The organism is Chloroflexota bacterium, from assembly GCA_026708035.1.
In the GTDB taxonomy this organism is placed as follows: Bacteria; Chloroflexota; UBA11872; order UBA11872; family UBA11872; genus JAJECS01.
This window is the reverse complement of sequence record JAPOVQ010000017.1, coordinates 102,139-126,817: the sequence shown is the minus strand read 5'-3', so window position 1 is coordinate 126,817 and position 24,679 is coordinate 102,139. Positions and strand designations below refer to the sequence as shown.

Genomic DNA, 24,679 nt, shown 5'->3' with positions numbered 1-24,679 from the left:
CTACTCCGGCAGCCAGCTAAGGTCCAGGAGGATGCGCGCTTCGCCGACGCGCCGGGTGACCGCGCGGGCGTCAAGGTGCTCCAAGAACGCCAGGACGTATTTGCGGCTGGTGCCCAACTGGTCGCGGAGTTGGCTCACCGTCACCTGATCGTTCACGGCGAAGGCCTCGCCAATGGCCTGCCGCCAGCGCGCGTAGCCCGCCTGGGTGAGGCCAAACGTCGGCGTGACGCGTACAAGTTCACCGGCGGCCGCCAGGGCGTCGAGGAGCGCGGGTGAGGCGCCCAGGGAACGCGCCAGCGTCGGCAGGTCCGGCGGCGCGATGCCGCCCTGGTCGAGCGCGGCCAGCAGGCGATCAGCCTCCGGACCATGCGGAGCTTCCGCCCGTCCCGGCGGTAGAACTCGTCCTTCCTTGAGGACCAATTTCCCATCGTCGGCCAGGCGTTCGAGCAGCGCCGCGACGAGAGGCGCGGGGGCTCCCAGTTGCTGGGGCAACGCGGCCCGCGGCAGGCCGCCGGCAGTGCCTGGCGACAGTCGGGCAAGAATGCGCCGGCTCAGTGCGTCGACCGCGCCGGTCGGCGCCGCGTAGCCGCCGACAACGCTCAGCCCGCCTTCGCGCTCCATCGCGTCCACGATTGCCGTCACTTCGTCGAGGTTCAACTCGGCGCGTCGTGCGATCTCAGCGGCGGTAAGCGGGCCAGCGGCGTCGACTGCCGCGGCTACCAGCTCGGCGGGAGCGGCGCGGCGCGCGCGTTCGAGGGCCGCCAGCGCGGCGGGGTCGCCGCGAGGCACGTGGCGGGCCGCCGCGCGCACGATCTCCCCGCCGCCAATGGTCATCGGCGGTGAGAGCCGCCGGATCACATAAGGGTCGCCCTTGCGGATGGCGACGGCCTCGCCTAGCCGCCACTGGACCCAGCCGCCGCTCCCCGGCCGGACGGAGTCGGCTTCCAAGTAGCGCACCGCCGCGACGACCTCGGCGGTGCCCGAATGCCACGACACCCGCTCTCCAGGTTTCAACGCGCGCGGCGCCGACGCGAGCAGGCGCAGCGTGGCGTCCACGCGTCGCGTCTCGGTGACGGCCCCAGGCGCGGCGACCACCGTGCCGCGCGGGACGTCGGCGGGCGCGACGCCGCCGAGGTTCACCGCCACGCGCCGTCCCGGCCAGGCGCGGTCCTCCGCCGCGCGATGGGTCTGCAAGCCGCGCACGCGTGTCCGCGCGCCGCCCGGATAGAGATGGACCGTATCTCCCACGTCCAGCGGCCCTCCGGCCAGGGTGCCGGTGACCACGGTGCCGAAGCCCCGCTGGGTGAAGGCCCGGTCCACCGGCAGTCGCGGTCCGCCGACCTGCGGTCGCGACAACGGCTGCGCGAGCAGCGCGTCCAGCGCCTCCAGCAGCGCGTCCAGTCCGCGGCCTTCGCGCGCCGAGACGGGGACGATGGGCGCTTGGGCCAGCGAGCTGGCCGCCAGGGTTTCGCGCAGCTCCTGTTCGACAAGTTCGAGCCATTCCTCGTCCACGAGGTCCGTCTTGGCCAGCGCGACCACGCCGCGCTCGATGCCTAGCAGGGTCACGATGTCGAGATGCTCGCGCGTCTGCGGCATCACGCCTTCGTCGGCGGCGACCACGAACAGACAGGCGTCGATGCCCCCCACGCCGGCCAGCATGTTGTGAATGAATCGCTCGTGTCCCGGCACGTCCACCAGGCTCACGGAGCGCCCGCTGGGCAGGGTGAGCCAGGCGAAGCCCAGATCAATGGTCATGCCGCGCGCCTTCTCTTCGGCGAGACGATCCGGATCGATGCCGGTGAGCGCGTGCACCAGGGTTGACTTGCCGTGATCGACATGCCCCGCGGTGCCAACCGTGGCCGCGGGCGGGGCGTCGGTCGCGGCCGTCACGGCGGGGGCTGACCGCCGCCAGTCGCGGCCGCGGCGTCGGCCAGCAGCGGCGCGGGGTCGATGTCGATGAGACCGTCGCCAAGGACGAAGTTGTCGATCAGCCGCACGCCGTCCACCCAGACGGCCACGAGAAGCACGGCAGCGCCGGCCTGGGGGGTTAGCTCCTCCAGCGTGAGGGGATCGCGCGCAACCGCGTAGTCGAAGGTGACGCCGGGTTCGGCTTCCAGTTTCCGCCGCATCGCGCCCTCCAGGCGGTCCGCCCCCCGCTCGCCGCGCCGCCAGGCGCCGGCCCCAGCCGCCAGCGCGCGATGAATCACGCGCGCCACCTTGCGGCCCTCATCCGACAGCCGCAGATTGCGCGTGCCCAGGGCCAGTCCCGCCTCCTCGCGCACGGTGCCAACCACGCGCAGCTTCACGCCGAGCGCAAGATCCTGCACGACCTGCCGGATCACCCGCGTTTGCTGCCAATCCTTCTGCCCGAGGTAGGTGCGCTCGGGGCGCGTGAGGTTGAGCAGCACGGCGACTACGGTGGCGACGCCGTCGAAGTGGCCGGGCCGGCTGGCGCCTTCGAGCATGGAGCCGAGGGTCGGTACGCAGACCTGGGTGGCGAACGCCGGCCCATAGATTTCGTGGGCCGGGGGGACAAACACAACGTCGGCGCCCTCGGTTTCAAAGCGCCGCAAATCGGCCGCCTCGTCGCCGGGATAGGTCGCGGCGTCTTGCTCGATCTCGAACTGGATGGGGTTCACGAAGAGCGTGCCCACCACGGAGGCGCATTCGCGGCGCGCGGCGCGCAGCAGGGCGCTATGGCCGTCGTGTAAGCCGCCCATCGTGAACACGGCGCCGACGGGAGCCGGGAGTCCGGCCCGCGCCGCCGCCAGCTCGGCCCGCGTGCGCGCCACGATCATGCCGTGGCTCGGTGGCTGGGGCTGGTCATGGCGTCATGGCTGCGGCGGTCACGCTCTCCCTCCAGGGACACCTTTGCAGACTCCGGTAGGGGCAGGCCTGAGACTTGCCCGCATTCCAAGCATCCAGCGTGCCTCCAGGGTCGACCGGACTGGACTCCGGCTTCCGCCGGAGTGACGGAGGGGGTGGCGGTTGTTCCGGTCCTGACCGCGCTCCATACTGCCAATCATGGCACTTGAAGCTGCGGCGCCGGTCGCCCCATCGGCTGCGGAAATCAAGGCCGCGCTCACGCGCGACATCCCGTCCAGCCGCATCCGCACCAGCGGCCCAGGAGCGTTGGCCGTGGACGGCGTCGAGCCGTCCGTGGTCGTCCAGCCCGCGCATCCTGACGAAGCGGCGGCCGTGCTGGCGCGGTGCGACGAGGTGGGCGCCGCAGTCGTCCCGCGCGGAGCCGGCGCCCAGATGGGCCTGGGGAATATCCCCGAACGCGTGGACGTGGTGCTCGACATGTCCGGGCTCAATGAACTCGTGACCTACACGCCCGCGGACCTGACGCTTGGCGTGCAAGCCGGAGTCTCGCTGGCCGCGCTGCAAGCGCGCTTGGGCAAGGAAGGCCAGCACCTGCCGCTGGACCCGCCATTCGCGGCATCCGCCACTTTGGGCGGCCTGATGGCCACCAACACGTCGGGGCCCCGGCGGGTGGCCTCGGGCTCGTTTCGCGACCTGGTGATCGGCGCTGAGACGGCGGGGCCGGACGGCGCCATCACCAAATCCGGCGGCATGGTGGTCAAGAACGTGACCGGCTATGACCTGCACAAGGGTCACATTGGCGCGCTGGGGACCCTGGGCCTCATTACCCGCGTGAATCTCAAAGTGGCGCCGCTGCCGACCAACGAGCGCACGGCGGTCTACGGCTACGCATCGGCGCTCGACGCGGGCGGCGCGGTTGGGTCGATCGTGGCCCAGCCGGTCGCGCCCACCGGGGTCGATCTCATCGACCGGCGACTGGTCGCGACAGCCGACCTGCCGAACGGCCCCTGGCTGCTGGCGGTGCGCTTCGCGGGGACGGAAGCCGGAGTTGCCGCGCAGCTCGCGATGGTCCACGAGACGCTCGCCCCCAACGGCGCCGTCCCGTACGTGCTCGAGGGCGACGCGCAGCGCGACCTCTGGCGCGACGCGGTGAGCGTGGCCGAACCGCCCCCCACCGGCGAGCCATTTACGGTGTGCCGCATGAGCGCCCTCTCATCGCAGATTCCATCGCTGCTCGGATCGGCGGCCGAGATCGCCGCGGAGCTCGGCCTGGAGTGGCGTGCGGAGGCGCACGCCGTGAGCGGCGTGGGGCGGGTGCGCTGGACGGGCGGCGACGACGACGCGGTGTGCCGCGCCGTCTCCGATCTGCGCGGCGACGCGCGGATGTTTAACGCTCCCGTCGTCGTCGAGGCGGCGCCATCCGGCGTCAAGCGCCGCCTGGACGTCTGGGGCACGGACCCGTCAAACGCGGCTCATGCGCTCGCGAGCGAGCTGCGGCGCGCATTCGATCCCAACGGCACGCTCAACCCCGGACGCTTCCTGGCAGACGCCGCATGAACAGCCGCTTTCAGCCTGTGCCTCCCAGCGGCGAAGCCGTTCGCCCCCGTATCGAGTACGGGGCAGGCTCTGAGCGTGTCGAAGGGCCGTTCATGGTTCGACTGGCTCACCACGAACGGCACTCCTGGACTTCTGGATCCGACCAATGAGCGCCGCGACGCCGACCGCGCGCGTCGGCTTCAGCACCCACGACGCGCCCGATCCCGCCACCATCGCCACCTGCGTGCATTGCGGCTTGTGCCTCAACGAGTGCCCCACCTACCGCGTGCTGCGGCTGGAAATGGACTCGCCGCGCGGGCGGATTCAACTCACCAAGGCGGTGTCCGACGGGCACATGTCCCTCACCAGCCCAACCTTCCTGAAGCACACCTTCCGCTGCCTGGACTGCCGCGCGTGTGAGACGGCCTGTCCCTCGGGCGTCAAGTACGGCGAGATCATCGAGGACGTGCGGGCGCAGACGGTGCAGGCCGGGCTATTGCCGCGGGCACGCCGCATCGCGGACCTGGTGCTGCGGCACGTCTTCACCCGACCGCGGGCGCTGCGGCTGCTGGGGCAAGGCTTGCGTTTGTATCAGCGCAGCGGCTTGCAGTGGCTGGTGCGCCGCAGCCGGGTGCTGCACGCACTGGCGCCGCCGTTGGCGCGGCTCGATGAGATGTCGCCACCGATGTCCGCGAGCTTCCTTCAGGCGAGCGATCTGCGCTTCGTGCCGGCCGCGGGGGAACGCCGCTATCGAGTGGCATTCCTCACCGGCTGCATCATGTCGCTGTCGCTCGCCGACGCCCACCGCGCCTCGCTGCGGGTGCTGGCGCGCGCCGGCTGCGAGGTTCACATTCCCGAGCACCAGCAGTGCTGCGGCGCGCTGCACGTGCACGGCGGCGCGCGCGAGACCGCCCGCGACCTGGCCCGGCGCAACATCGACGCCTTCGAGGCGGACGCCTTCGACGCCATCGTCGTCAACTCCGCCGGCTGCGGCTCGACCCTGAAGGAGTACGGTCACCTGCTCGGCGACGACTCCGCCTACGCCCAGCGGGCGCGCGCCTTCGTCGCCAAGGTGCGGGACTTTTCGGAGTTTCTGGCCGAGATCGAGGCGCCCGCCGGTTCAGCTTCGGTCGAGCGCGAGGTGATCTACCAGGACGCCTGCCACCTGGTGCACGCCCAGGGCATCACGCAACAGCCCCGCGACCTCATCGGCGCCATTCCCGGAGTCAAGCTGGTGGAGACGGCCAACCCCACGCTCTGCTGCGGCGCCGCGGGCCTCTACAGCGCCACCGACACGGAGGTGTCGCTGCAGATCCTGGACGAGAAGCTCGACGCGATCCAGGCGACCGGCGCGCGGACCATCGTTTCGGGCAATCCGGGCTGCATCCTGCACCTGCGCGCCGGCGCGCGACGGCGCGGCCTCGAACTGGACGTGATGCACCTCGCCGAGTTTCTGGACACGGCCTACGCCACCAAGTGACCGCCCGCGGAGGTGGTGATGGCTGCAATCAGCGCTGCGCGCCGGATTCGAGTGGCCTATGGGGCCGTTTCCGCCCAGCCGCACTTTCAGTTTTGGCTGCCGATCGTGGTGCTGGCCGGGTTGGCGTTGCCGTTCTACTGGCTGAGCGCGGTGCCGTATGTGAACGGCGGCGACAAAGGCGAGTTTCAGACGCTGGGGTATCTGGGCGGCATCGCCCACCCGCCGTCGTATCCGCTGCTCACGGCCGCGCTATTCCTCGGGTCCCACGCCCTGGGCTTCTTGGAGCCAGCGCATGCGTCCAACGTTGTGAATGGGACGTTCGCTGCGCTGGCCACGGTCTTGCTGTTCGTCGTGGCGCGGGACGTCACGGGCTCCTGGGTGGCGGCGCTTGGAGCGGCGGTCGTCTTCGGCACCGGGTTCCGCGTCTGGACGCTCGGGGTTCAAGCGGAGCCCTTCAGTTTGCAGATGGCGCTCATGCTGGCCGTGGCCGCGGCGCTGCGCGCCTTCCACCGGCGGCCATCGCCGGTGCGGTTGGCCGTGGTGGCCTTGGCCACCGGCTTGTCGTTCACCAATCACGCGCTCAGCGTGTTCATGCTGCCCTTTACGCTTGCGTACGTCCTGTCCCGGCGGCCATGGCGCCTGCCGCGCCCGCGCGAAGCGGCGCTGGCGTCCGGCGCGTTCCTGGTCGGCCTGGCCCCCTGGCTCTATCTGGTGCGCGCGCGCTGGACCCCAGTGGCCATCAGAGAGCCCGAGACTGAGCGGCTGCTCGGGTTTCGCGATATCTGGGACCACGCGTTCTCCTTTACGGCCGCGCCGGGCGGCAGCAGCATTACGGACAGGCTATTCGTCACACCCGGCGAGTACCTGGAGCCCCGCTGGGGCGAGTTCACCCAAGATGTGCTGCGCGAGTTCGGGTGGATCTGGGTCGTGGCGATCATCGGGGGCATCTTCGTTGTTGCCGCGCGAGATTGGCGCTTCGCGGGATGGACGCTGGGCACCGCCGTATTGACCGGGCTGTTCACGTTGATCTACACGATTCCGGACTACGACCGCTACTTCGCCATGGTCCATGTCATCCTCGGGATCTGGCTGGCGGGAGGCTTGGCGCTTCTCCTCGCGGCGGTGCCGGCAGCACTCCGGCGACTGCGGCTCTCTCGATTTGTACGACCGGCGGTGTGGGTGGTGTCGTTGGCGCTGCTGGCCGGAGTTTCGGCGCGCGCCGGCGTGCAGATGACCGGGGATGCGTGGCGCAACATCAGTGGCGTCTCGGGGCACGCCAAGGTGCTGACCGAGCATGCGCGGGCACAGATTCGACACATGGTGCCGAACAGCGTCTACATGAGCACCTGGCCATCCTCGTGGCATCACCGGTATGCGCTGTTCGTCGACGAATTCGGCGCGGACAAGAACATTCAGGTTCAAGTGTCAGGCCTAAAGACGATGGGAATCGACCAAGCGGAAGAGATTCTGCTGAGCGGTCGCAGTCTCTATCTCCAGGCAAGCACGCCGGACTATGAGCGGGAGTTTGCCGTCGTGAAGGAAGGGGCCTTCTTTCAAGTCTTCATTGCCGCCGACGTGAGCGACGGCGACTTGATCAAGGACAGCGACGACCGCATTTACCTCGTCTCGGGCGGCGAACGTCGGTGGATTCCTAACCTGGACATCTTCACCGCGCACGGCTTTGCCTGGAACCGGGTGCGCAAGCTCGACGACCGGGACATCGAGCGCTTACCCGAAGGGTCGCCCCTGGAGATGCCGGAGCAGCGCGCCCCACCGACACCCCAGTCCCAGTGTCCGCCAACGTGCGTGATGCAGAACTGATCAGGGACGCCGCCGACCGTTCGGTCGTGTCCGCCCCGGCGCGTTCCCCGGGGGACTACCCCGCCAGCGCCTCGCTGACCAGTGGGTACAACTCGCCGGGCTTGGCGTGCCGCTTCAACGCGCGCTTGGAGAACACGAGTTGGTCGTTAACCATCACCTCGAACACGCCGGCGCCGGAGGGGATCAGCGTCCACTCCGCCACGTCTTTCGCGAACTCAGTCAGAATCTCCTCCGTCGCACGGACGGCTCTAGGGAGATAGTTTCATTGGCTGCAGTATTCGATGGAGACTCGGGCGCCATGCGACATGTTGCGCTCCCCCTGATGCGGTTTGAGATTTGCGCGTGCGATTCCATCGTCGCACGCCGCGCCGCCCGCGCGCACGTCAGGAACTAGCGATGCGGCTGGGACGGCTGCGGCGCTCGAAGGATGCGTCCGTGGACGCGGGCGCGGCGCCCACGCGCCGCCGCTTCGGCGGGGGGCTGCGGCGCTGGTTCGACCGGGGCGGCCTGGACGACGCCGACTGGGAGGAGCTGGAAGAGCTGCTGATCCAAGCCGATCTCGGCCCGGAGCTGTCGCTGGAGCTCGTCGAAGGGCTGCAAGAGGCCGTGCAAGACGCGGGCATCAAGGACCCTGAAGCCGCCCGGGCGCTGCTGAGCGAACGCCTCGCGGCGGAGCTGGGCGGCGGCGAGCGCGCCTTCGCGGCGGGCGATCCGCCGCAGGTGGTGCTGGTGGTCGGCGTGAACGGCGCGGGCAAGACGACATCCATCGCCAAGCTGGCCACGCTGCTCAAAAGCCACGGCTATTCGGTGCTCCTGGCCGCGGCCGACACCTACCGCGCCGGGGCCATCGACCAACTCCAAGTCTGGGGCGAGCGCATTGAAGCGCCGGTCGTGGCGCATCAGCCGGGCAGCGACCCGGGGGCGGTGGTCTACGACGCGCTGGACGCGGCCAAGGCGCGCGGCGTCGACTACGTCATCGCCGACACGGCGGGCCGCCAACACACAAATCTCAACCTGATGAACGAGCTGGCCAAGGTGCGACGCGTGGCCGAGCGGCAGGCGCCCGGCGCGCCGCACGAGGTGCTGCTGGTGCTGGACGCCTTGACCGGGCAAAACGGCCTGCGCCAAGCTCAGGCGTTTCGCGACGCGGTGGACGTGACCGGGGTGATCGTTTCCAAGCTCGACAGCTCGGCCAAGGGCGGCGTGGCGTTCGCCGTCACGCGCGCGCTTGGCGTGCCGATCAAGTTCATCGGTACGGGTGAGAAGCCAGAGGATTTCGCCGTGTTCGAGCCCGAGGAGTTCGCGGCCGCGGTGCTCGCGAGCGGCGACGCCACGGAGCGCGGTTCATGAAGGGCGTGATTCTGGCCGGCGGCACGGGGTCGCGCCTCGATCCCCTGACGCGCGTGACGAATAAGCAACTGTTGCCCGTCTATGACAAGCCGATGATCTACTACCCCATCGAGACGCTGGTGAATGCGGGGGTGACCGAGATCCTGATCGTGACCAGCGGCTCGAGCGCCGGGGACTTTCTGCAACTGCTGGGCAGCGGCCGCGAGTTCGGCATCGACCACCTGGGCTTCACCTACCAGGAGGGCGCGGGCGGCATCGCGGAAGCCATCGGCCTGGCCGAGCCGTTCGTGGGCCGCGACCGCATGCTGGTGATCCTGGGCGACAACATCATCGGCGGCAACATCGTCGAGGCGGCGCGCCGCTTCGAGGCCCAGCCGTCCGGGGCCAAGGTGCTGCTCACCGAGGTCGAGAATCCCCAGGCCTACGGCGTGGCGGAGCTGGATAGCGACCGCATCGTGCAGTTCATCGAGAAGCCGGAGCGTCCGCCCTCGAACCTGGCGGTGACGGGCATCTACTTCTACGACGAGAACGCCTTCGACCTTGTGCGCCAACTCGACCGGTCGGCGCGCGGGGAGCTGGAGGTCACGGACTTGAACAACGCCTACCTCGCGCGGGGCGAGATGACTCATGACCTCCTGGAGGGCTATTGGGCCGACTGCGGCGAGTCCATCGCGCACTACCTGCAGGCCTGCAACCTGGTGGCGGCACAAGGCGCCAACCGGATCTACCCCAGCCCGTCGGGTCCGGTCCCCTCTCCCTCGACGGGAGAGGGATAGAGCCTGCCCCGTGCTCGATACGGGGGTGAGGGCGCCGCCTTCCTCCACGCCGTACGCGATGGACTGCCCTGTCCCGAATCCCCCTCAACCTAACCTTCTCCCACCAGGGGAGAAGGGACCGGATGTACCTCCCGCTCCGCCAATGGGCGACGGCTAGGTGATGGCCCTCGCGCGCCGACCGCTCGTGGCCGGCAACTGGAAGATGCACAGCACGCCGCAATCGGGCGTTGATCTAGCGCGCGCCATCATCCGCGCCGGGCTGCCCGACGGCGTCGACCTGGTGCTCTGCCCGCCGGCGATCGCCGTGACCGACGTCGCGCGCGCCGTGGTGGGTACGTCGGTGCAGGTGGGCGCGCAGAACATGCACTGGCTCGATGCCGGCGCGTTTACGGGCGAAATCTCGGCCCCGATGCTGGCCGGCGTGGCGGACGTGGTGATCGTGGGCCACTCGGAGCGGCGCGCCGACTTCGGCGAGACCGACGAGATGGTGAACCGCAAGCTGCGGGCCGCCCTGGCCGCCGGTCTCACGCCGATCGTCTGCGTCGGCGAGACCGAGTCGGTGCGCGACGCCGGTGGGGCGCGGGATTTGATTACCGCGCAAGTTCAGGCGGCCCTCTCAAGTATCGATTCCTCGGCCGCCGAGCCGCTGGTGCTGGCCTATGAGCCGGTGTGGGCCATCGGCACGGGGCGCACGGCGTCTCCCGAGCAGGCCGCGGAGGCCATCGGCTGGGTGCGCGCGGCGCTGAGCCAGGCGCTGGATGCCGAAGCGGCGCAGCGCACGCGGGTGCTCTACGGAGGAAGCGTTTCCCCGGCCAACGCGCGCGAGCTGCTGACCCAGGACGGCGTGGACGGGGCGCTGGTGGGCGGCGCGAGCCTGAAGGCCGAAGACTTCATCGCCATCGCGCGGAGCGCGGTTCCTTAGGGAATACGTAGCCCTATTGGGCGGGTTTGAAACCCGCCCCTACCCGAGCCCCGGCGCCCGCCTACCGTCGCCGCAGCCGCGGCAGCCAGCGGCCGACCTGCTGCGTGTAGGCCGTGTATTCATCGCCGAACTCGCGCGCGAGGTGCGGCTCCTCGTGGAAGCGGATAACCAGCGAGTACAGGACGAAGAGCCCCGCCGCATACGCCAGCGGTAGGGCCGTTCCGAAGAGGGCGGCCCATCCGGCGACGACAATGAGCATGGCGACGTAGAGGGGATTGCGCGAGTAGCGGTAGATCCCTCGGACGACGAGCCGTTTCGGCGCATCGATTGGCGCGGGGGTTCCCTGGCCGATCATGGCGAAGTCCCACACCGCGCGCAGATAGATCGCGATGCCGAGCGCGAAGAGGCACGCGGCCAGCCCGAGCCACGCCCCGCCGGCGACAACTCGATCACCTCCGAGCAGGAAAGGGACGAGCACCGCCACCGATCCCGGCACCACCACCGTGAATAGCGCGATTTTGAGGAAGAGCTTCATGCCTTCGTAGTGCCTCCCGGCCTAGGAAACGTCAGACAAAACCCCTCCACCCGCCGGCCAGGCCCCTTTCCTCTGGAAGGGGACCCTTGCATCTACAGTCGATAGCCTAGCCCCGAGCCTCGGATGACCCTCTCCCTAGCCCTCTCCCTTCCAGGGAGAGGGAACCCGACCTGCTCTCCGGGCCCCCGCGACTCAGGCCGGGCGCGGGTTGGACCAGGCGATGCGGCCCTCGGCGTCCTCGACCTCCACGCGGAGGTAGCGCTCGGGATAAGCCGGCGACTGGCGCCGCTCGAGGGTAGCCTCGGTGAGCAGCTCGCCGCCGTCGACGTGACGGCTGTCTCCGCCCGCCCGGGCGGTGATAAGGGACACGCGCCGCGCGGGAGAGCAGCGCACCGTCACGTGGCTGGCGCTGATCTGCACGTCGTGAATCTCCGGGCCCATCGAAGCGTAGAAGTGCCCCGCGCGCAGGGCTTCCAGCAAGCCGCGCTGGCTGAAGTCGGTGGTGCGCACCATCACCCAGCCGCGGCCTTGCTCGTTCAGCATCCAGTGGGTGTCGTCGGTGGCGAAGCCCCAGGTGATGCCCAGCGTGTCGCCGTAGTCGTCCCAATGGACCGACGAAAAGCCCTTGGCCCGGTTGCGGTCGCAGATGGAGTTGAAGACTTCCATCCCCACGAAGCCTTCCAGCTCGCTCATGTCGGCGGCGGTCTGCCCGAGCCAGTAGGGATGGCCCAGGATCGCCAGGCCGCCGTCGGCGTTGACGCGGTCGATGGCCTCCTGCGGGCCCAAGGTCTCGTCGCCCCGGTCGAAGCTGTGCATGCCCAGGCCAACGATGTGGTACCTGGTCCCCAACCACGGGTCGGGGCCGTGCATTTCCATGCCCGGAATGGTGATGAAGTCGTCGGTGGTCAGCGCCGAGGTGTCACTGACCACGTTGTGGTCGGTGAGGGCCATGAAGTCGTAGCCGTTGTCGCGGTACCAGTTCACGGCGTCTTCGGGAGACTTCCGCCCGTCGGAGTTGGTGGAGTGCGTGTGCAGGTTGCCGCGATACCAGCGGCCCTCGACCGCAAAGGGATCGCCCGCGTGCTCGTCTGACGTCATGCCCCTACCACTTCCCTTCAGTCAATCCGGCGAACGCCGGAGTCCAGGTCCTGCTCCGTGTAGGGGCGACGCATGCGTCGCCCCTACGCCGACTTTCAGACCGTCCCCTATACAACCGCCGCGGCGGCGTGGCGCTTGGCGATTTCGTCATCCAGGTGCACGCAGCCGTCGATGAAGTAGTTGCGGAACCGCACCAGCGCCGGGTACTCGGTGAACTCCGCCGTGCTCAGGCCGTCGTCGTCGTAGGCGGTGGCGAAGCGCGGAATCTTCGCCCGCAGCTCGGCGATGTCGGCGGGATCGTCGGCGAAGTGGATGCGGTCGATGACCGGCCCGTCTTCCTGGATCAGATCGTCGAACGTCGACCAGTTCATCGTGATGTGCGCGTCGCCGCCCACGAACTCGGTGTAGTGGTGCGTCCCGCGCACGCCGCCGCCGAGGAAGACCGTGCGGTAGCCCCGTTCCTTGATCACCTTGTATTGCCTGCGCGCGACGATCGAGCCGGCCATGCGCACCAGCTCCGGCGCGAGGTCGATCTCGTTCTCCGCGACCCACTCGCTCAGGTCGTCGTCGAGGACGCCGGTGATGTGCGTGATGAAAAACGGCGGCGTGTTGCCGGTGGCGTCGGCGGCCTTCTCGTAGACCTCGCACATGGCCACGGCCTGCGAGACGGCGAAGCACTCCGTGGCGCACATGGGAATGTTGAGGCCCACCAGCCGCCGCATGGCCTCCATGCCCGACTCGATGACCGGAATCTTGGCGAGGTAGTTGGGCGCGACCTCGCGGTGCCGCAGGGCGGCATCCACGATCAGGTCGGGGTCTTCGTCGAGGCGGGGGTCGTCCTGCATGGTCACGAAGCCCCACTCGCCGCCGCTCGACTCCCACTGCGGCAGGAAGCCCTCCATGAACCGGCGCGTGATGCGCTGGTAGACCTCGTCGGCGGCCTTATAGGGGTTGGACTCAACGGCGGCCACCTCGTCGATGATCGGCTCGACGTACTCGGGCTCGCGTCTGAGCAGCACGGAGCCATAGGTCGGATTGGTGGTGCCGGATACGGCCCCGGCGTCGACCGACGCGCTCAAATCGAACTCGGTGGGATTGTTCACCCACACCCGCGTCGCCGTCTCTCGCTGGACGCGGTGGAAGTAGTCCTCTCGCATCGTCGCCTCCGGCCATTCGATCCCGTTCGGCGCACGGGAAGGTTCCGGGCGCGCCCCTCCGCGAGCCACGCCTCCCGCCTGGATGCCAGGATATCCGATGCGGTGCCGAGCGGCCCGATCCAGCCAAGTTCATTCCGTGCTGTCATGCTGCGTCCTGCCTGAGATTCCGAGCGCAGCGACCAATGACCATCGCAGAACCGTTCGAGGTACGCGAGCCCCTGTTGCTTATTTCGATCGCCCAGACCCATGGAGAGGGCCAAGACCCCTACCACGCCGTGCAGTACGCCTGGAAAGTCGATGTCGAACGGGCGCGGCGCTGCAACCTCGTGCTGGCTCGGGTGGGCGCCAAGGTGGTCGGCGCCTACCGACCGTACGAATGGCTGGAGGCCACGCGGGAGAACTTTCCCAGCAGAGAGCCGCATTCCGGTCGCTGGGGCTTCTACGGCCGAGAGGCCGAGCTTGCGGTCTGGCAGTACTACCGCAAGAGGCAGGTCCCAGCCCACCTCCGGACAAGCCGCGGCAGCCCCATCAGGTACTCCGAACCGGAGTAAGTGTGCCTAACCGGCCCGATTGACACCCCTACAGCGCCCGAGCAACGTTGAGGACGCAGCGCCAAACGGCTCAGGCGGTTTCGGCACGATTTGATCGGCCGAAACGTCCTCCAGGACCGCTAAAGACTCCAAACCTGCATGCCGACCCTCATCCGACTCGTCAAGTACGCCCTGACGCAGCGGGCGCTCGTCATTGCGACGGCCTTCGTGATGGTTGCCTCGATCGTGCCGCGCGTGGCGCTTCCGCGCCTCGTGGGCGACGCCGTGGACGCGCTGCTCACGCAAGGCCGAGATTCGCTGGTGCTGATCGCGGGCCTGATGGTCGCGGCTGGGCTGGTCCGGGCGGTGCTGGGGTACCTGGGCCTCTACCTGGCCGAACGAGTTGGCCGGGTGACCGAGTACCGGCTCCGCAACGACTTCGTGGACAAGCTGCAATGGCTCAACTTCGGCTTCTTTGACCGCCAGAAGACCGGCGACTTGATGTCTCGGGCCACGGTCGACATCGACGCCGTTTCCAATTTCATATCGACCGGCGTCATGCACGGCATCGCGTTCGTCATGCTGTTCTTCCTTCCGGTCGTAGTCATGCTCAGCTTGAACTGGCAGCTGGGCCTCATCGCTTTCGTCGGCTCCCTGATGATCTCGGGGTATGGGGTCTCGTTGGCAGTGCGGCTGTTTCGGATTTATACCCACGTCTTCCAGGAGACCGGTCGCATGAACACCGCGCTGCAAGAGAGCTTGACGGGGATTCGAACGGTGAAGGTTCTGGGCTCCCAAGACTACGAGAAGCGGCTGTACCGGGAGCGGGCCAGTGCGGTCGCCGCCAGTTTCATTCGTGCCGACCGTCTCGCCGTGACGAGGGACGCCACGCTCAACTTCCTGTACGCCGCCTTGATGGCGGCGATTCTGCTCGTTGGCGGATGGCAGGTGCAGCAGGGGGTTATCACCGCCGGAACGCTGGCGACCTTTGTTCTGTTTCTGGTGATGCTGGGCGGCTCCATCAGGGGCCTGGAGTGGAGGGTGCGGCTCTTTTCCACCGCCATGGCCGCGGGCTCGCGCATATTCGAGGTTCTCGACACCAGGAATCCGCTTGTCGTTGCCGCGGATGCCCGGGAGCTGTCCGCCACCGGGCACGTCGTGTTCGACTCGGTGTCTTTTGCCTACACCGACGGCGTGCCCGCGCTGCACGACGTGTCGTTTGAGCTCCGGCCGGGGCAGTCGGTAGCCATCGTCGGCGGCACGGGCTCCGGCAAGAGCACCATCGCGCACCTGCTGCCCCGGTTCTACGACGCGTCGGCGGGTCGCATCACCATCGACGGCGTGGACGTCCGGGACGTGACCCTCGAGTCGCTGCGCCGCAGCGTAGGGATCGTGATGCAGGACGTGTTCGTCTTTTCGGCCAGCATTCGCGACAACATCGCCTACGGCGTCGACGATGCGTCATTGGAGGACGTGATTCGCGCCGCGCGGGCGGCGCAACTGCATGGATTCATCGAGAGCCTGCCGGACGGCTATGACACCTGGGTGGGCGAACGCGGCGCGACCCTGTCCGGCGGCCAGCGACAGCGACTGGCCATTGCCCGCACGCTCCTGCTCGCGCCGCCAATTCTCATTCTTGACGACTCCACGTCCAGCGTTGACGTCGCGACCGAGGCGCTGATCCATCAGGCCATGGTCCAGGTGCTCCGGGGGCGAACCGCGTTCGTCATCGCCCACCGGCTCTCCACGGTGCGACGCGCGGACCTCATTCTGGTGCTCGACCAGGGCAGGATCGTCGAGCAAGGCGCCCACGACGACCTGCTGCAACGGGATGGCCCCTATCGCCGGATTCACGACCTCCAGCTACGTCCGGCTGATGACTTGCGCGGGTTCGGCTCGGATGCGTGACCATCGAGGTTGGGGCTGATGGCGACACCAGCCGCTCAGGCGGCCGGCGGCCGGACGCAACTTGATCTCGACCCGAATCGCCAGACGCGCTATTGGCGGACGGTGCTCTGGCTGTTCCGGCACTTCCGCCCGTACCGCGGGCGGCTGGCGGTGGCGGTCGTCGCCATGCTGGCCTATAGCGGGACGGTCGTCGCGTTGCCGTGGACGGTGAAGCAGGCCATCGACCAGCTGCTGGCGACGCCTGGAAACGATCTGCTTGGATTTGCCGCCAGCGTGGGGCTTTTCGGCTTCATCGCCGCAGCCCGCCTGGCCACGGGACTAGTCCATAGCCGGACCATGGTGACGCTAAGCGAGTGGGTGGTGCTCGATATCCGCACCCAACTCGTTGCGCAATTGCAACGCTTGTCAATGTCTTTCTATGACCGCAACCAGGTGGGGCAGATCATGTCCCGCGTCCAGAACGACGTAGAGGAGCTGGCGGATTCACTCTGGATCCTCACGTTGTCGCTGGCGAGTTTCGTGAGCGTGTTCGGCATCGCGGCCGCGATGCTGGCGATGGACGCGCTGCTGGCGGCGATCACGCTGGCGTTCGCGGCGTTGCTGATTCCCAGTCTGGCGTTTTGGCGTCGGATTGCCCACCGGCCGATTCGCAGAGCCCGCGAGACCATCGCCGACGTCACCTCCAGCGTCCAAGAGAACGTGGCGGGTATCCGCGTGGTGCAGAGTCTCAACCGCCAGCAGCAAAACACCCGCGCCTTCCGCAGGGTGAACCGGGACAACCTGGACGCCACGCTGCGATCCGCCCGCTACCGCTATGGCCTGTGGCCGTCCGTCGAGCTCCTCGCGGCTCTGGCGCTGGCGTTCATCATCCTCGTCATCGGCCAAGGGATCGGCGCGTCCCTCTCCGCCGGACTGCTGGTCGCCTTCGCGCTGTATATCGAGCGGCTCTTCGAGCCCATTCGCGACCTGACCGGCGAGTTCGGCCAGCTCACCCGGTCGTTGGTAGCGGCTGATCGGGCCGTCGAGCTCCTGGAGATCGAGCCCGAGGTGCGCACGGCGCCGGACGCGGCGGACCTGCCGCCAGTGTCCGGCAGAGTCCGGTACGAGCACGTCCACTTCGAATACGAACCCGGGCAACCCGTTCTGCGTGACATCAGCGTGGCGGTGGAGCCAGGCGAGACCGTGGCCGTGGTGGGCCCTACGGGCTCCGGCAAGACAACCCTCGTGTCGCTGCTGCTGCGGCTCTACGACGTCACCAGCGGGCGCGTGACCGTGGATGGACACGACCTGCGGGACGTCACCCGCGACTCCCTTTCGCGGCAGATCGGCATCGTGCCGCAGGAAGCTTTTCTCTTCTCGGCCACGGTGCGGGAAAACATCCGGCACGACCGGGCCGACTTGACCGACGGCGACATCGTCAACGCGGCAAAGGCCGCCGGGGCGCACGCATTCATTACGCGCCTACCCGACGGCTACGACACGGTGTTGGAAGAGCGCGGCGGCAACCTGAGCGTCGGCCAGCGGCAGCTCATCAGCTTTGCCCGGGCCGTGGCGCGAGATCCGCGAATCCTCATCCTTGACGAAGCGACGGCCAACGTTGACACGGAGACGGAAGTGCACATCCAGCAGACCCTTCACCGCCTCTTGCGGGGGCGCACTTCCTTCGTCATTGCCCACCGCCTCTCGACGGTGCGGAACGCCGACCGCATCTTGGTCCTGGACGACGGTCGCCTCGTCGAGCAGGGAACGCACGAGGAACTGCTGGCGCAGTGTGGTCTCTACCACTCGCTCTATGCGCGCTCGGTCCTAAGTCCGGAAACCGAATGATCTTGAGTCAACGGCCGCCGCCAGGGGCCTGCGTGCACCTGGCCGGTCATACCGCGCTGGCGGCCATCCTCGGACGGTTGACGCCGGGCCGCTAGGGGCGCACCGTGAGGGGGCTTCGCGCCGCGTCGGAGGGCCGCATGGCTGAGCCGTTCTCGTCGCCCGGCGATGCGCGGGTCGAGCTTTCGGACGACCACCTGGCCGCCATCGAGCGGCGGCGGCGGATCGTGGTCCACTTCGACGTGATCATGGGCGACGGCGCCAACTTTCCGATCAAGGACATCGACGACCTTCTCGCGTTCAAGTTCGAGTGGGCCGACGACCCCGCCGTGCGCCTGGACAGCATGTGGTGGGATTGGAACGAGGGGCACCAGGCGCCGTTTCCCAGCCGCACCCAAGTCCTGATCGACGCGCCCGGATTCCGCCAGTGGGCGGACGACGGCGTCAACATCTTGCAGATCTTCCTGGACGCGTCGCGGCAGCGCGGCCTGGAGAACTTCCACCTCTACCGCATCAACGGCTCGGACAACGATCTCGGCCCGGTGAGCCCGATTCCCATGAAAGAGCAGCACCCGGAGCTGCTCATGACCACCTGGAACGCCAACGGCTATTGGAACTTCGCTCTCGACGAGGTCCACGACTACAAGCTCGGCATCCTGCGCGAGATCGCGGAGGACTACGACTACGACGGCGTCACGCTCGACTTCGCGCGCATCCCGCTGGTGCTGCCGTGGGGGCGGCAGTGGGAGCTGCGGGACCGGCTGACGACCTTCATGCGCAAGGTGCGCCGCATGATGCTTGACGTGGCCGAAGCGCGCGGCCGGCCGCTGCTGCTGGCGGTGCGGGTCCCCGAAAACCTCATGGGCTGCCACTTCGACGGCATCGACATCGAGACCTGGGCGCGCGAGGTGCTCGTCGACGTGATGGTCATCGGCTGCCGCTCGTTCGATGTGGATATCGCCGCGTTTCGGCGCATCACGGCGGGGACGCCGATCAAGCTCTACCCGGCCCTCGACGACCACCACTCCTCCGACGGCTACATGTGGCCGCCGATCGAAGTGTTTCGCGGCGTATTCGCCAACTGGTTCCACCAGGGCGCGGACGGCGTGCAGACGTTCAACTGGGAGCACAGCTCGCTGGAGTCTGCTGAGCGCATCGGCCTGAAGGCCCTGAACTGGCCGGCGGCGGAGGCCCAATACCGGGCCTATATCGAGTTGGCCGAGCCGGACGGCTTCCACCGCAAGGACAAAACCTTCGTCGTGCAGCGGCGCGGCGGCGGTCACGGTCCAATCGTCATCCCCAACCCGGAAGGCTGGTATACGCCGCGCAACATGTATTTCAACTCCAACATGTTCGCGCCGCTGCCCGCCCCGCTGGCCTGGGACGGCGCCGCCGACACGCTGCTGACGCTGTACGTGGCCGACGACCTGGCGGGCGACGCCGAGCTCCTGGCGAGCGTGGACGTGCGCGTGCTGCTTTCGGACCCGGCGGCCAAGGCACTCCCCGCCGACGAGCGGCTGGACCCCGTGGAAATCGCCCAGATCGGGCATCCCGACCGCAGCCTGATGAACGAGCCTCCAGCGCGCGCGATCGCGAGTCGCGTCGAAATCCGGCTCAACAACCTGCGGCTCGGACCGCCCACCGTCGAGGACGGCTGGCTGGTCTATGCGGCCCAGCCGAATCAGTTCGCGGTGGGGGAGAATCTGGTCGGCGTGCGGCTCGCGCGCGGCACGCCCGAACCCCAGCCCGTCCAGATCGAGAAGCTCGAAGCGCACGTGCGCTACCGAAACTAAGGAGGCAGTTCGCATGGGTGTGACCAAGGTCGTTCACGTGGGATTCACCGTGGCGGACCTGGACCGATCCGTCGCGTTCTATAGCGCCCTGCTCGGCGAGGGCCCCCATTTCCGCCGCCGCTACGACGAGCCCTACATCAGCGACATCATCGGCTACGCCGACTGCAGCCTGGAGATTGCGCTGTTCCGACTGCCGGGCACCGAGGTCGAGCTGGAGCTGCTGCGCTACTACGAGCCGCCGCCGGGCCGCGTCGATCTTGAGACCTACAACGCCGGCAACGCACACCTGTGCCTGACCGTGGACGACTGGGACGCGGCCGTCGCGCGGCTGAAGGAGTTGGGTGCGTCATTCCACCGCGAGGCGCCCGTCTGGCAAACGGCCGGCGAGTTCGAAGGCACCGGAACGCTCTACCTGCGCGATCCCGACGGCATCACGGTCGAGCTCGACATCCGCGCGCCGGTGGCGGTGGAGTAGTGCCAGCGCCCGCCGCAGTGCGGCCGGGAACGGTGGTCCGCAGTTCGCCTCTGCAGTTGGGTCGGCAGGTTGACGTCGGCTGGATTCCCGCCGTCGGCGACTTCTCCGAATCTGGAAGGGCGAGCCTGAGTCCCGCCCGACCCCAATCAACCGTCGCGCCACGAGATCCGACCGGACTGGATTCCGGCGTCCGCCGGAATGACGGAGGGGGCGCGAGCCTCGATGAAAGAGGTCTTTCGGCCCTCCCCTACGGGTCTCTTGCCCTCCTCGAGTCAGCCTGAGGGAGCCCGATCCGGTAGCGCACGAGCGGCACGCCGTCCCAGTCTTCCCAGGGCGTGACGACCCCGTCGGTCCGCCATCCCTGCGCCTCGTAGAAGGCCCGCGACGCCTCACTCTCCGCCAGGGTCCAGAGCGTCGCGGTGTCGTAGCCGTCGGCGGTCAGTTCGTCGATGGCGGCCTGCAGCAACCGCCGGCCCACGCCTCGCCGCCAGTGTGCGGGGTGCACGTAGAGCCCGCGAACTTCGGCCACGCGGGCGGGATCCACGTCCTCGTCGCGCGTGGTGCCGAAGCCCACGAAACCGAGCGCCGTGTCACCCGACACCGCGAGGATGAATCGCTGGTCGTCGGACTCCGTTGGCGCCAGATACCCGCGAAAGCGGTCGGCGCTCCGCTCGACCCGCAGCGCGTCCAGCCGTTCGTCCGGGACGATCCCGCGAAACGCGGTCTGCCACGCGCGCACGTGGGCTTCGGCCATTGCCGCGGCATCCGCCACCGTGGCCGCGCGCAGTTGCACCGCGCCGGCTACATCCACATCCGGCGGTTGAGGACCGTGGCCTCCGTGGCCGTGGATTGCTCCGGCGTCTCGTCGCCGGGGAAGCCGGTGGTGTAGAGCTGGTAGTAGAGCCCGCCGGCTTCCAGCAGCTCGTCGTGGCCGCCGCGCTCCACGATCTGGCCGTCCTGGAACACCAGGATCAGGTCCGCGCCCCGCACCGTGGCCAGCCGGTGCGCGATGACGAACGACGTGCGCCCCGCCATCAGCCGGTCGAGCCCGCGCTGGATGATCTGCTCGGTGTGGGCGTCCACGCTCGAGGTGGCCTCGTCCAGGATCAGCAGGCGCGGGTCCGCCAGCAGCGCCCGGGCGAAGCAGATGAGCTGCCGCTGCCCCACCGAGAGTCGCGCGCCGCGTTCGCGCACGTCGGTGGCGTAGCCCTCCGGCAGCCGTTGAATGAACTCGTGCGCCCCAACGGCCTCCGCCGCTTCCACGACCTGTTCGTCGGTGGCGTAGGGCCGCGCGAAGGCGATGTTCTCGCGAATCGTGCCCGAGAACAGATAGCTGTCCTGCGGCACGATGCCCATTTGGCCACGCAGCGAGTCCTGGGTCACCGTGTCCAACGGCACCCCGTCGATACGGATCGCGCCGCGGCCCGCCTCGTAGAAGCGGGCGAGCAGATTCACCGTCGTGGTCTTGCCGGCGCCGGTCGGTCCCACCAGGGCCACGCGCTGCCCGGGCTCCACGTCGAACGAGATGTCGTGCAGCACGTCCGTGCCGTTGTAGCCGAAGGTCACGTTATCGAACTCGACCCGCCCCTGGATCTGCGGCAGCGCCCGCGCCTCCGAACGGTCCTCGACGTCCAGCGGCTCGTCGATCAGCTCGAAGATCTTTTCTCCCGCGGCCATGGTGGATTGGAGCTGGTTGTAGAACCGCGTGAGCTGCTGGATGGGCGTGAAGAAGCGCGCGATCAGGGCGATGAAGGCCACCAGCGTGCCGATCTGCATTTCGTTGTTGATGACGAAGCTGCCGCCCACCACTATTACCAGCGCCGTCGCCAGCGCCGAGATCGTGTCCACCACCGGAATGAACGCCGACACGATCGCACCCGCGCGCACGCTGGCGTCCACGTTCTGCCGGTTGGTTCGCTCGAAGGCGGCGGCGTTGCGGTCCTCGCGCACAAACGACTGCGCCGTGCGCACGCCGTCGATGCTCTCCTGCAAGTTGCCGTAGACATCGCCGACGGTTGAGCGCACCTGGCGAAACGCGTTCCGCGCCCATTTGCTGAACACCCGGCTCGCCAGCCACATCAGCGGCATCACCGACAGGGATACCAGCGCCAGCCGCCAATCCAGCCCGAACATCATCCCGACGATGATGATCAGCATGACCACGTCGCCGACCAGCGACGTCACGCCGAGCGTCACGAACTCGCTGATCACGTCCACGTCGTTGGTGATGCGGGACATCACCGCGCCCAGCGGATGCCGGCTGAAATAGGAGAGCGACAGCCGCTGCAGCTTGGCGAACATGTCGTTGCGCAACTGGCGCAGGCTCGCCTGCCCGATAGCCGCCGTGAGCAGCACTTGGAAATAGTTGAGCGCCCACATGAGGCCCAGCGTCCCGATGTAAACCATCCCGACGATTGCCAGCAGGCCGCCGTTGCCCAGGCCGGGGTCGTCGCACGACTGCACGCCGCCGCAAATGCCATCGTCGATGCCGATCTTCAACAGCAGCGGACCGGCGTTCGCTGCAGCGGCCGCGAGCACCACCAGCGCGAGCACCACCGCCAGCCGTCGCCGGTGCGGCAGCAGGTAGGCCAGCAGCCGCCGCGCGATCCGGTGGTCATAGGCCTTGGTGTCGTCGCCCATGCCACCCAGCATCATGCGTCCCTGCATACCCATTAGCCCGCTCCTCCTTGCGTCGGGGCGGCGGGCGCCGCCTGGGCGTCACGCAGCTCTTCGGCCTCGGCCTCCTGGGTGATCCACATGTCGCGGTAGAGGCCTTCCTGCTCGACCAGTGCCTCATGTCGCCCGCGCTGCACGATGCGTCCCTGCTCCAGCACGATGATTTCGGCGGCGTCGCGCACGCTGCGAATGCGTTGGCTGATGATGAGCGTGGTGCGTCCGCGCTGCGCATCCGCCAGGGCTTCCTGGATGGCTCGCTCCGTCCAGGTGTCGACGCTCGAGGTCGACTCGTCGAGCACCAGGATGCGCGGGTCGAGCAGCAGCGCCCGCGCGATGGCGATCCGCTGCTTTTGTCCGCCCGAAAGCGTGACGCCGCGCTCGCCCACGGAAGTCTCATAGCCCTGGGGCAGGCCCGCGATGAAGTCGTGGATCTGCGCCGCACGAGCCGCGGCCTCGACCTGCTCGTCGGTCGCCCCCGGTCGTCCATAGGCAATGTTTTCTCGAAGGCTGGTCGCGAAGACGAAGGGCTCCTGATGCACGATGCCGATCTGTCCCCGCAGCGACGCCAGCCGCGCCTGCCGCACGTCCACGTCGTCGACGAGCACGCGGCCGGACGACGGATCGTAGAACCGCGGCAACAGATTGATGATGGTGCTCTTGCCCGAGCCGGTGCCGCCGACGATGCCCAGCGCCTCGCCGGGCCGCACCCGAAACGACAGGTCGTCCAGCACCTGCTGACCTTCGTATTCAAAGGACACGCCGTCGAATCGCAGCTCGCCTCGCACCTCGTCCAAGGCCACGGCGTCCGCGGCTTCCTGCACCTCGGAGTGCTCGTCCAGGATCTCGAAGATGCGATTGCCCGAGGCCACGGCGCGGGCAAAACCGTTGATGGTCATGCCCAGCATCCGCACCGGCATCATCAACAGGAGCAGATAGGCGTTGAACGCCAGCAGCGTGCCGATCGTCGCCTCGCCTTCGATCACCTTCCAGCCGCCGTACCACAGCACCGCCACCTGCCCCAGCCCCAGCACCGCCATGAAGAGCGGCATGCGCATGGCGAACAACCGCATGACTTCGACGTTGCGATCAGTGACCTCTTTGTTCACCGGCTCGAAGCGCGCCCGCTGCATTCCCTCTTGCGCGAATGCCCGCACCACGCGCGCGCCCGCCAGGTTCTCCTGCACCGTGGCGTTCAGGTCCGCCCAGGCCTCCTGCACCGCCTGGAACAGCGGGCGCATGCGGTGCGCGAACCTCACCGCCATCACCGCCATCACCGGCACGGTGAGCAAGGAGAGCAGCGCCAGTTGCCAGTCGGTGACAAACAGCATCACGGCGGCGCCCACAAGCAGCAGCACGATCTGCACGAGCTGAAACGCGCCCATGGACACGAAGCGGCGCACCCGCTCGACGTCACTCGTCGTCCGCGACATCAACTCGCCCGTGCGCGCGCGGTCGTGATAGCCAAACGACAGGCTCTGCACGTGTCGATAGAGCTGGTTGCGCATCGTGAACACGACCCGCTGGCCCAGCCATTCCGACGCAAACTGGCGCCCGAACTGCGCCGTGCCCTTCACGGCCGTCAGTGCCACGACCATCGCCGCCAGCACGACCAGCACCGCGACCAGCCCTTCCTTGAGCCCGCTGTCGACGACTCTTTCCAGCACCTTTGGAATCGCAAGCTCGGCTGCCGTCGCCAGCAGGGTGACCACAAGCGTCCCCGCCGCCAGCCGCCAGTGCGGCAGCGCGTAGGTGGCCAGACGTCGCAAGACCTGCTGGCTCGACCCCAGCGCCATGCGCGGCTCGGGACGCGTTCCGCCGGGTCCGCCCATGGGCGGTTGACCGTCGGGCGGTCCCATGGGACCGCCGCCGCCACGGCGCCCTCGCCCTCCGCGTCCTCGTTCGTCGCCGGGCGGGCCGTCTCCGCCGCCACGGCCGCGGCGGGCCCTGCCACCGGGGCCACGGCGACGGCCGC

Annotated in this window: 19 protein-coding genes and 1 pseudogene; 11 read left to right on the top strand and 9 right to left on the bottom strand. The window is 68.4% G+C overall.

Going from position 1 to position 24,679, the window contains the following annotated elements:
- Together selB and panC are read right to left on the bottom strand one after the other, a co-directional pair.
- Positions 1-1,890 carry a selenocysteine-specific translation elongation factor gene (gene selB / locus OXG33_08130; GenBank protein ID MCY4113889.1) on the bottom strand — a complete coding sequence of 630 codons (1,890 nt, stop codon included), beginning with the start codon at positions 1,888-1,890 and terminating at the stop codon, positions 1-3.
- Positions 1,887-2,798, bottom strand: a complete 912-nt coding sequence (panC, locus tag OXG33_08125) for a pantoate--beta-alanine ligase (GenBank protein MCY4113888.1) — start codon at positions 2,796-2,798, stop codon at positions 1,887-1,889. The genes selB and panC overlap by 4 nt, the downstream gene beginning before the upstream one ends.
- 226 nt (positions 2,799-3,024) lie before the next feature.
- On the opposite strand from panC, the gene OXG33_08120 reads away from it, so the two are divergent.
- The 3 genes from OXG33_08120 to OXG33_08110 all read left to right on the top strand — a co-directional run bounded on the left by OXG33_08120 (position 3,025) and on the right by OXG33_08110 (position 7,663).
- Complete coding sequence (locus OXG33_08120) at positions 3,025-4,383, top strand: FAD-binding oxidoreductase (GenBank protein ID MCY4113887.1); 1,359 nt, start codon at positions 3,025-3,027, stop codon at positions 4,381-4,383.
- Between the two features lie 145 nt (positions 4,384-4,528).
- A complete protein-coding gene (locus OXG33_08115; GenBank protein MCY4113886.1) occupies positions 4,529-5,842 on the top strand; it encodes a heterodisulfide reductase-related iron-sulfur binding cluster in 1,314 nt (437 codons plus the stop codon).
- An 18-nt stretch (positions 5,843-5,860) separates the two neighbouring features.
- Positions 5,861-7,663 carry a DUF2723 domain-containing protein gene (locus tag OXG33_08110; GenBank protein ID MCY4113885.1) on the top strand — a complete coding sequence of 601 codons (1,803 nt, stop codon included), beginning with the start codon at positions 5,861-5,863 and terminating at the stop codon, positions 7,661-7,663.
- A 55-nt stretch (positions 7,664-7,718) separates the two neighbouring features.
- Here OXG33_08110 and OXG33_08105 read toward each other — a convergent pair.
- A pseudogene (locus OXG33_08105) lies at positions 7,719-7,910 on the bottom strand (Rdx family protein).
- A 149-nt stretch (positions 7,911-8,059) separates the two neighbouring features.
- Here OXG33_08105 and ftsY point away from each other — a divergent pair.
- The 3 genes from ftsY to tpiA all read left to right on the top strand — a co-directional run bounded on the left by ftsY (position 8,060) and on the right by tpiA (position 10,711).
- Entirely contained in the window at positions 8,060-9,013 is a 954-nt protein-coding gene (ftsY, locus tag OXG33_08100) for a signal recognition particle-docking protein FtsY (protein MCY4113884.1), read from the top strand.
- Positions 9,010-9,789, top strand: coding sequence for a sugar phosphate nucleotidyltransferase (locus OXG33_08095; protein MCY4113883.1), 780 nt, complete (start codon positions 9,010-9,012; stop codon positions 9,787-9,789). Before ftsY ends, OXG33_08095 begins: the two co-directional genes overlap by 4 nt.
- A gap of 160 nt (positions 9,790-9,949) precedes the next feature.
- Positions 9,950-10,711, top strand: a complete 762-nt coding sequence (tpiA, locus tag OXG33_08090) for a triose-phosphate isomerase (protein ID MCY4113882.1) — start codon at positions 9,950-9,952, stop codon at positions 10,709-10,711.
- 61 nt (positions 10,712-10,772) lie between these two features.
- On the opposite strand, the gene OXG33_08085 is transcribed toward tpiA, so the two are convergent.
- From OXG33_08085 to OXG33_08075, 3 genes are all read right to left on the bottom strand, one after another.
- Positions 10,773-11,246, bottom strand: a complete 474-nt coding sequence (locus OXG33_08085; protein ID MCY4113881.1) for an isoprenylcysteine carboxylmethyltransferase family protein — start codon at positions 11,244-11,246, stop codon at positions 10,773-10,775.
- Between the two features lie 192 nt (positions 11,247-11,438).
- Positions 11,439-12,344: a CehA/McbA family metallohydrolase gene (locus OXG33_08080; GenBank protein ID MCY4113880.1), complete on the bottom strand. Its 906-nt coding sequence runs from the start codon at positions 12,342-12,344 to the stop codon at positions 11,439-11,441.
- A 107-nt stretch (positions 12,345-12,451) separates the two neighbouring features.
- Entirely contained in the window at positions 12,452-13,501 is a 1,050-nt protein-coding gene (locus OXG33_08075; protein MCY4113879.1) for a hypothetical protein, read from the bottom strand.
- 182 nt (positions 13,502-13,683) lie between these two features.
- Here OXG33_08075 and OXG33_08070 point away from each other — a divergent pair, with 182 nt between their 5' ends.
- From OXG33_08070 to OXG33_08050, 5 genes are all read left to right on the top strand, one after another.
- The gene (locus tag OXG33_08070; GenBank protein MCY4113878.1) at positions 13,684-14,052 is read left to right on the top strand and encodes a hypothetical protein; all 369 of its coding nucleotides are present in this window, start codon (positions 13,684-13,686) and stop codon (positions 14,050-14,052) included.
- Between the two features lie 138 nt (positions 14,053-14,190).
- Positions 14,191-15,939, top strand: a complete 1,749-nt coding sequence (locus OXG33_08065; protein ID MCY4113877.1) for an ABC transporter ATP-binding protein — start codon at positions 14,191-14,193, stop codon at positions 15,937-15,939.
- A gap of 18 nt (positions 15,940-15,957) precedes the next feature.
- Positions 15,958-17,766 (top strand): ABC transporter ATP-binding protein, encoded by a 1,809-nt coding sequence (locus OXG33_08060; GenBank protein ID MCY4113876.1) that lies wholly within the window; start codon positions 15,958-15,960, stop codon positions 17,764-17,766.
- A gap of 137 nt (positions 17,767-17,903) precedes the next feature.
- Positions 17,904-19,556, top strand: coding sequence for a hypothetical protein (locus OXG33_08055; protein MCY4113875.1), 1,653 nt, complete (start codon positions 17,904-17,906; stop codon positions 19,554-19,556).
- 13 nt (positions 19,557-19,569) lie between these two features.
- A complete protein-coding gene (locus OXG33_08050; GenBank protein MCY4113874.1) occupies positions 19,570-20,031 on the top strand; it encodes a VOC family protein in 462 nt (153 codons plus the stop codon).
- A 247-nt stretch (positions 20,032-20,278) separates the two neighbouring features.
- Here the strand turns inward: OXG33_08050 and OXG33_08045 are convergent, their stop codons facing one another.
- Genes OXG33_08045 through OXG33_08035 form a run of 3 tightly spaced genes read right to left on the bottom strand, consistent with a single transcriptional unit; the run spans position 20,279 to position 24,563 of the window.
- The gene (locus OXG33_08045) at positions 20,279-20,824 is read right to left on the bottom strand and encodes a GNAT family N-acetyltransferase (protein MCY4113873.1); all 546 of its coding nucleotides are present in this window, start codon (positions 20,822-20,824) and stop codon (positions 20,279-20,281) included.
- An 8-nt stretch (positions 20,825-20,832) separates the two neighbouring features.
- Positions 20,833-22,686 carry an ABC transporter ATP-binding protein gene (locus OXG33_08040; protein ID MCY4113872.1) on the bottom strand — a complete coding sequence of 618 codons (1,854 nt, stop codon included), beginning with the start codon at positions 22,684-22,686 and terminating at the stop codon, positions 20,833-20,835.
- Positions 22,687-22,703: 17 nt separating this feature from the next.
- A complete protein-coding gene (locus tag OXG33_08035) occupies positions 22,704-24,563 on the bottom strand; it encodes an ABC transporter ATP-binding protein (GenBank protein MCY4113871.1) in 1,860 nt (619 codons plus the stop codon).
- Positions 24,564-24,679: the final 116 nt, after the last annotated feature.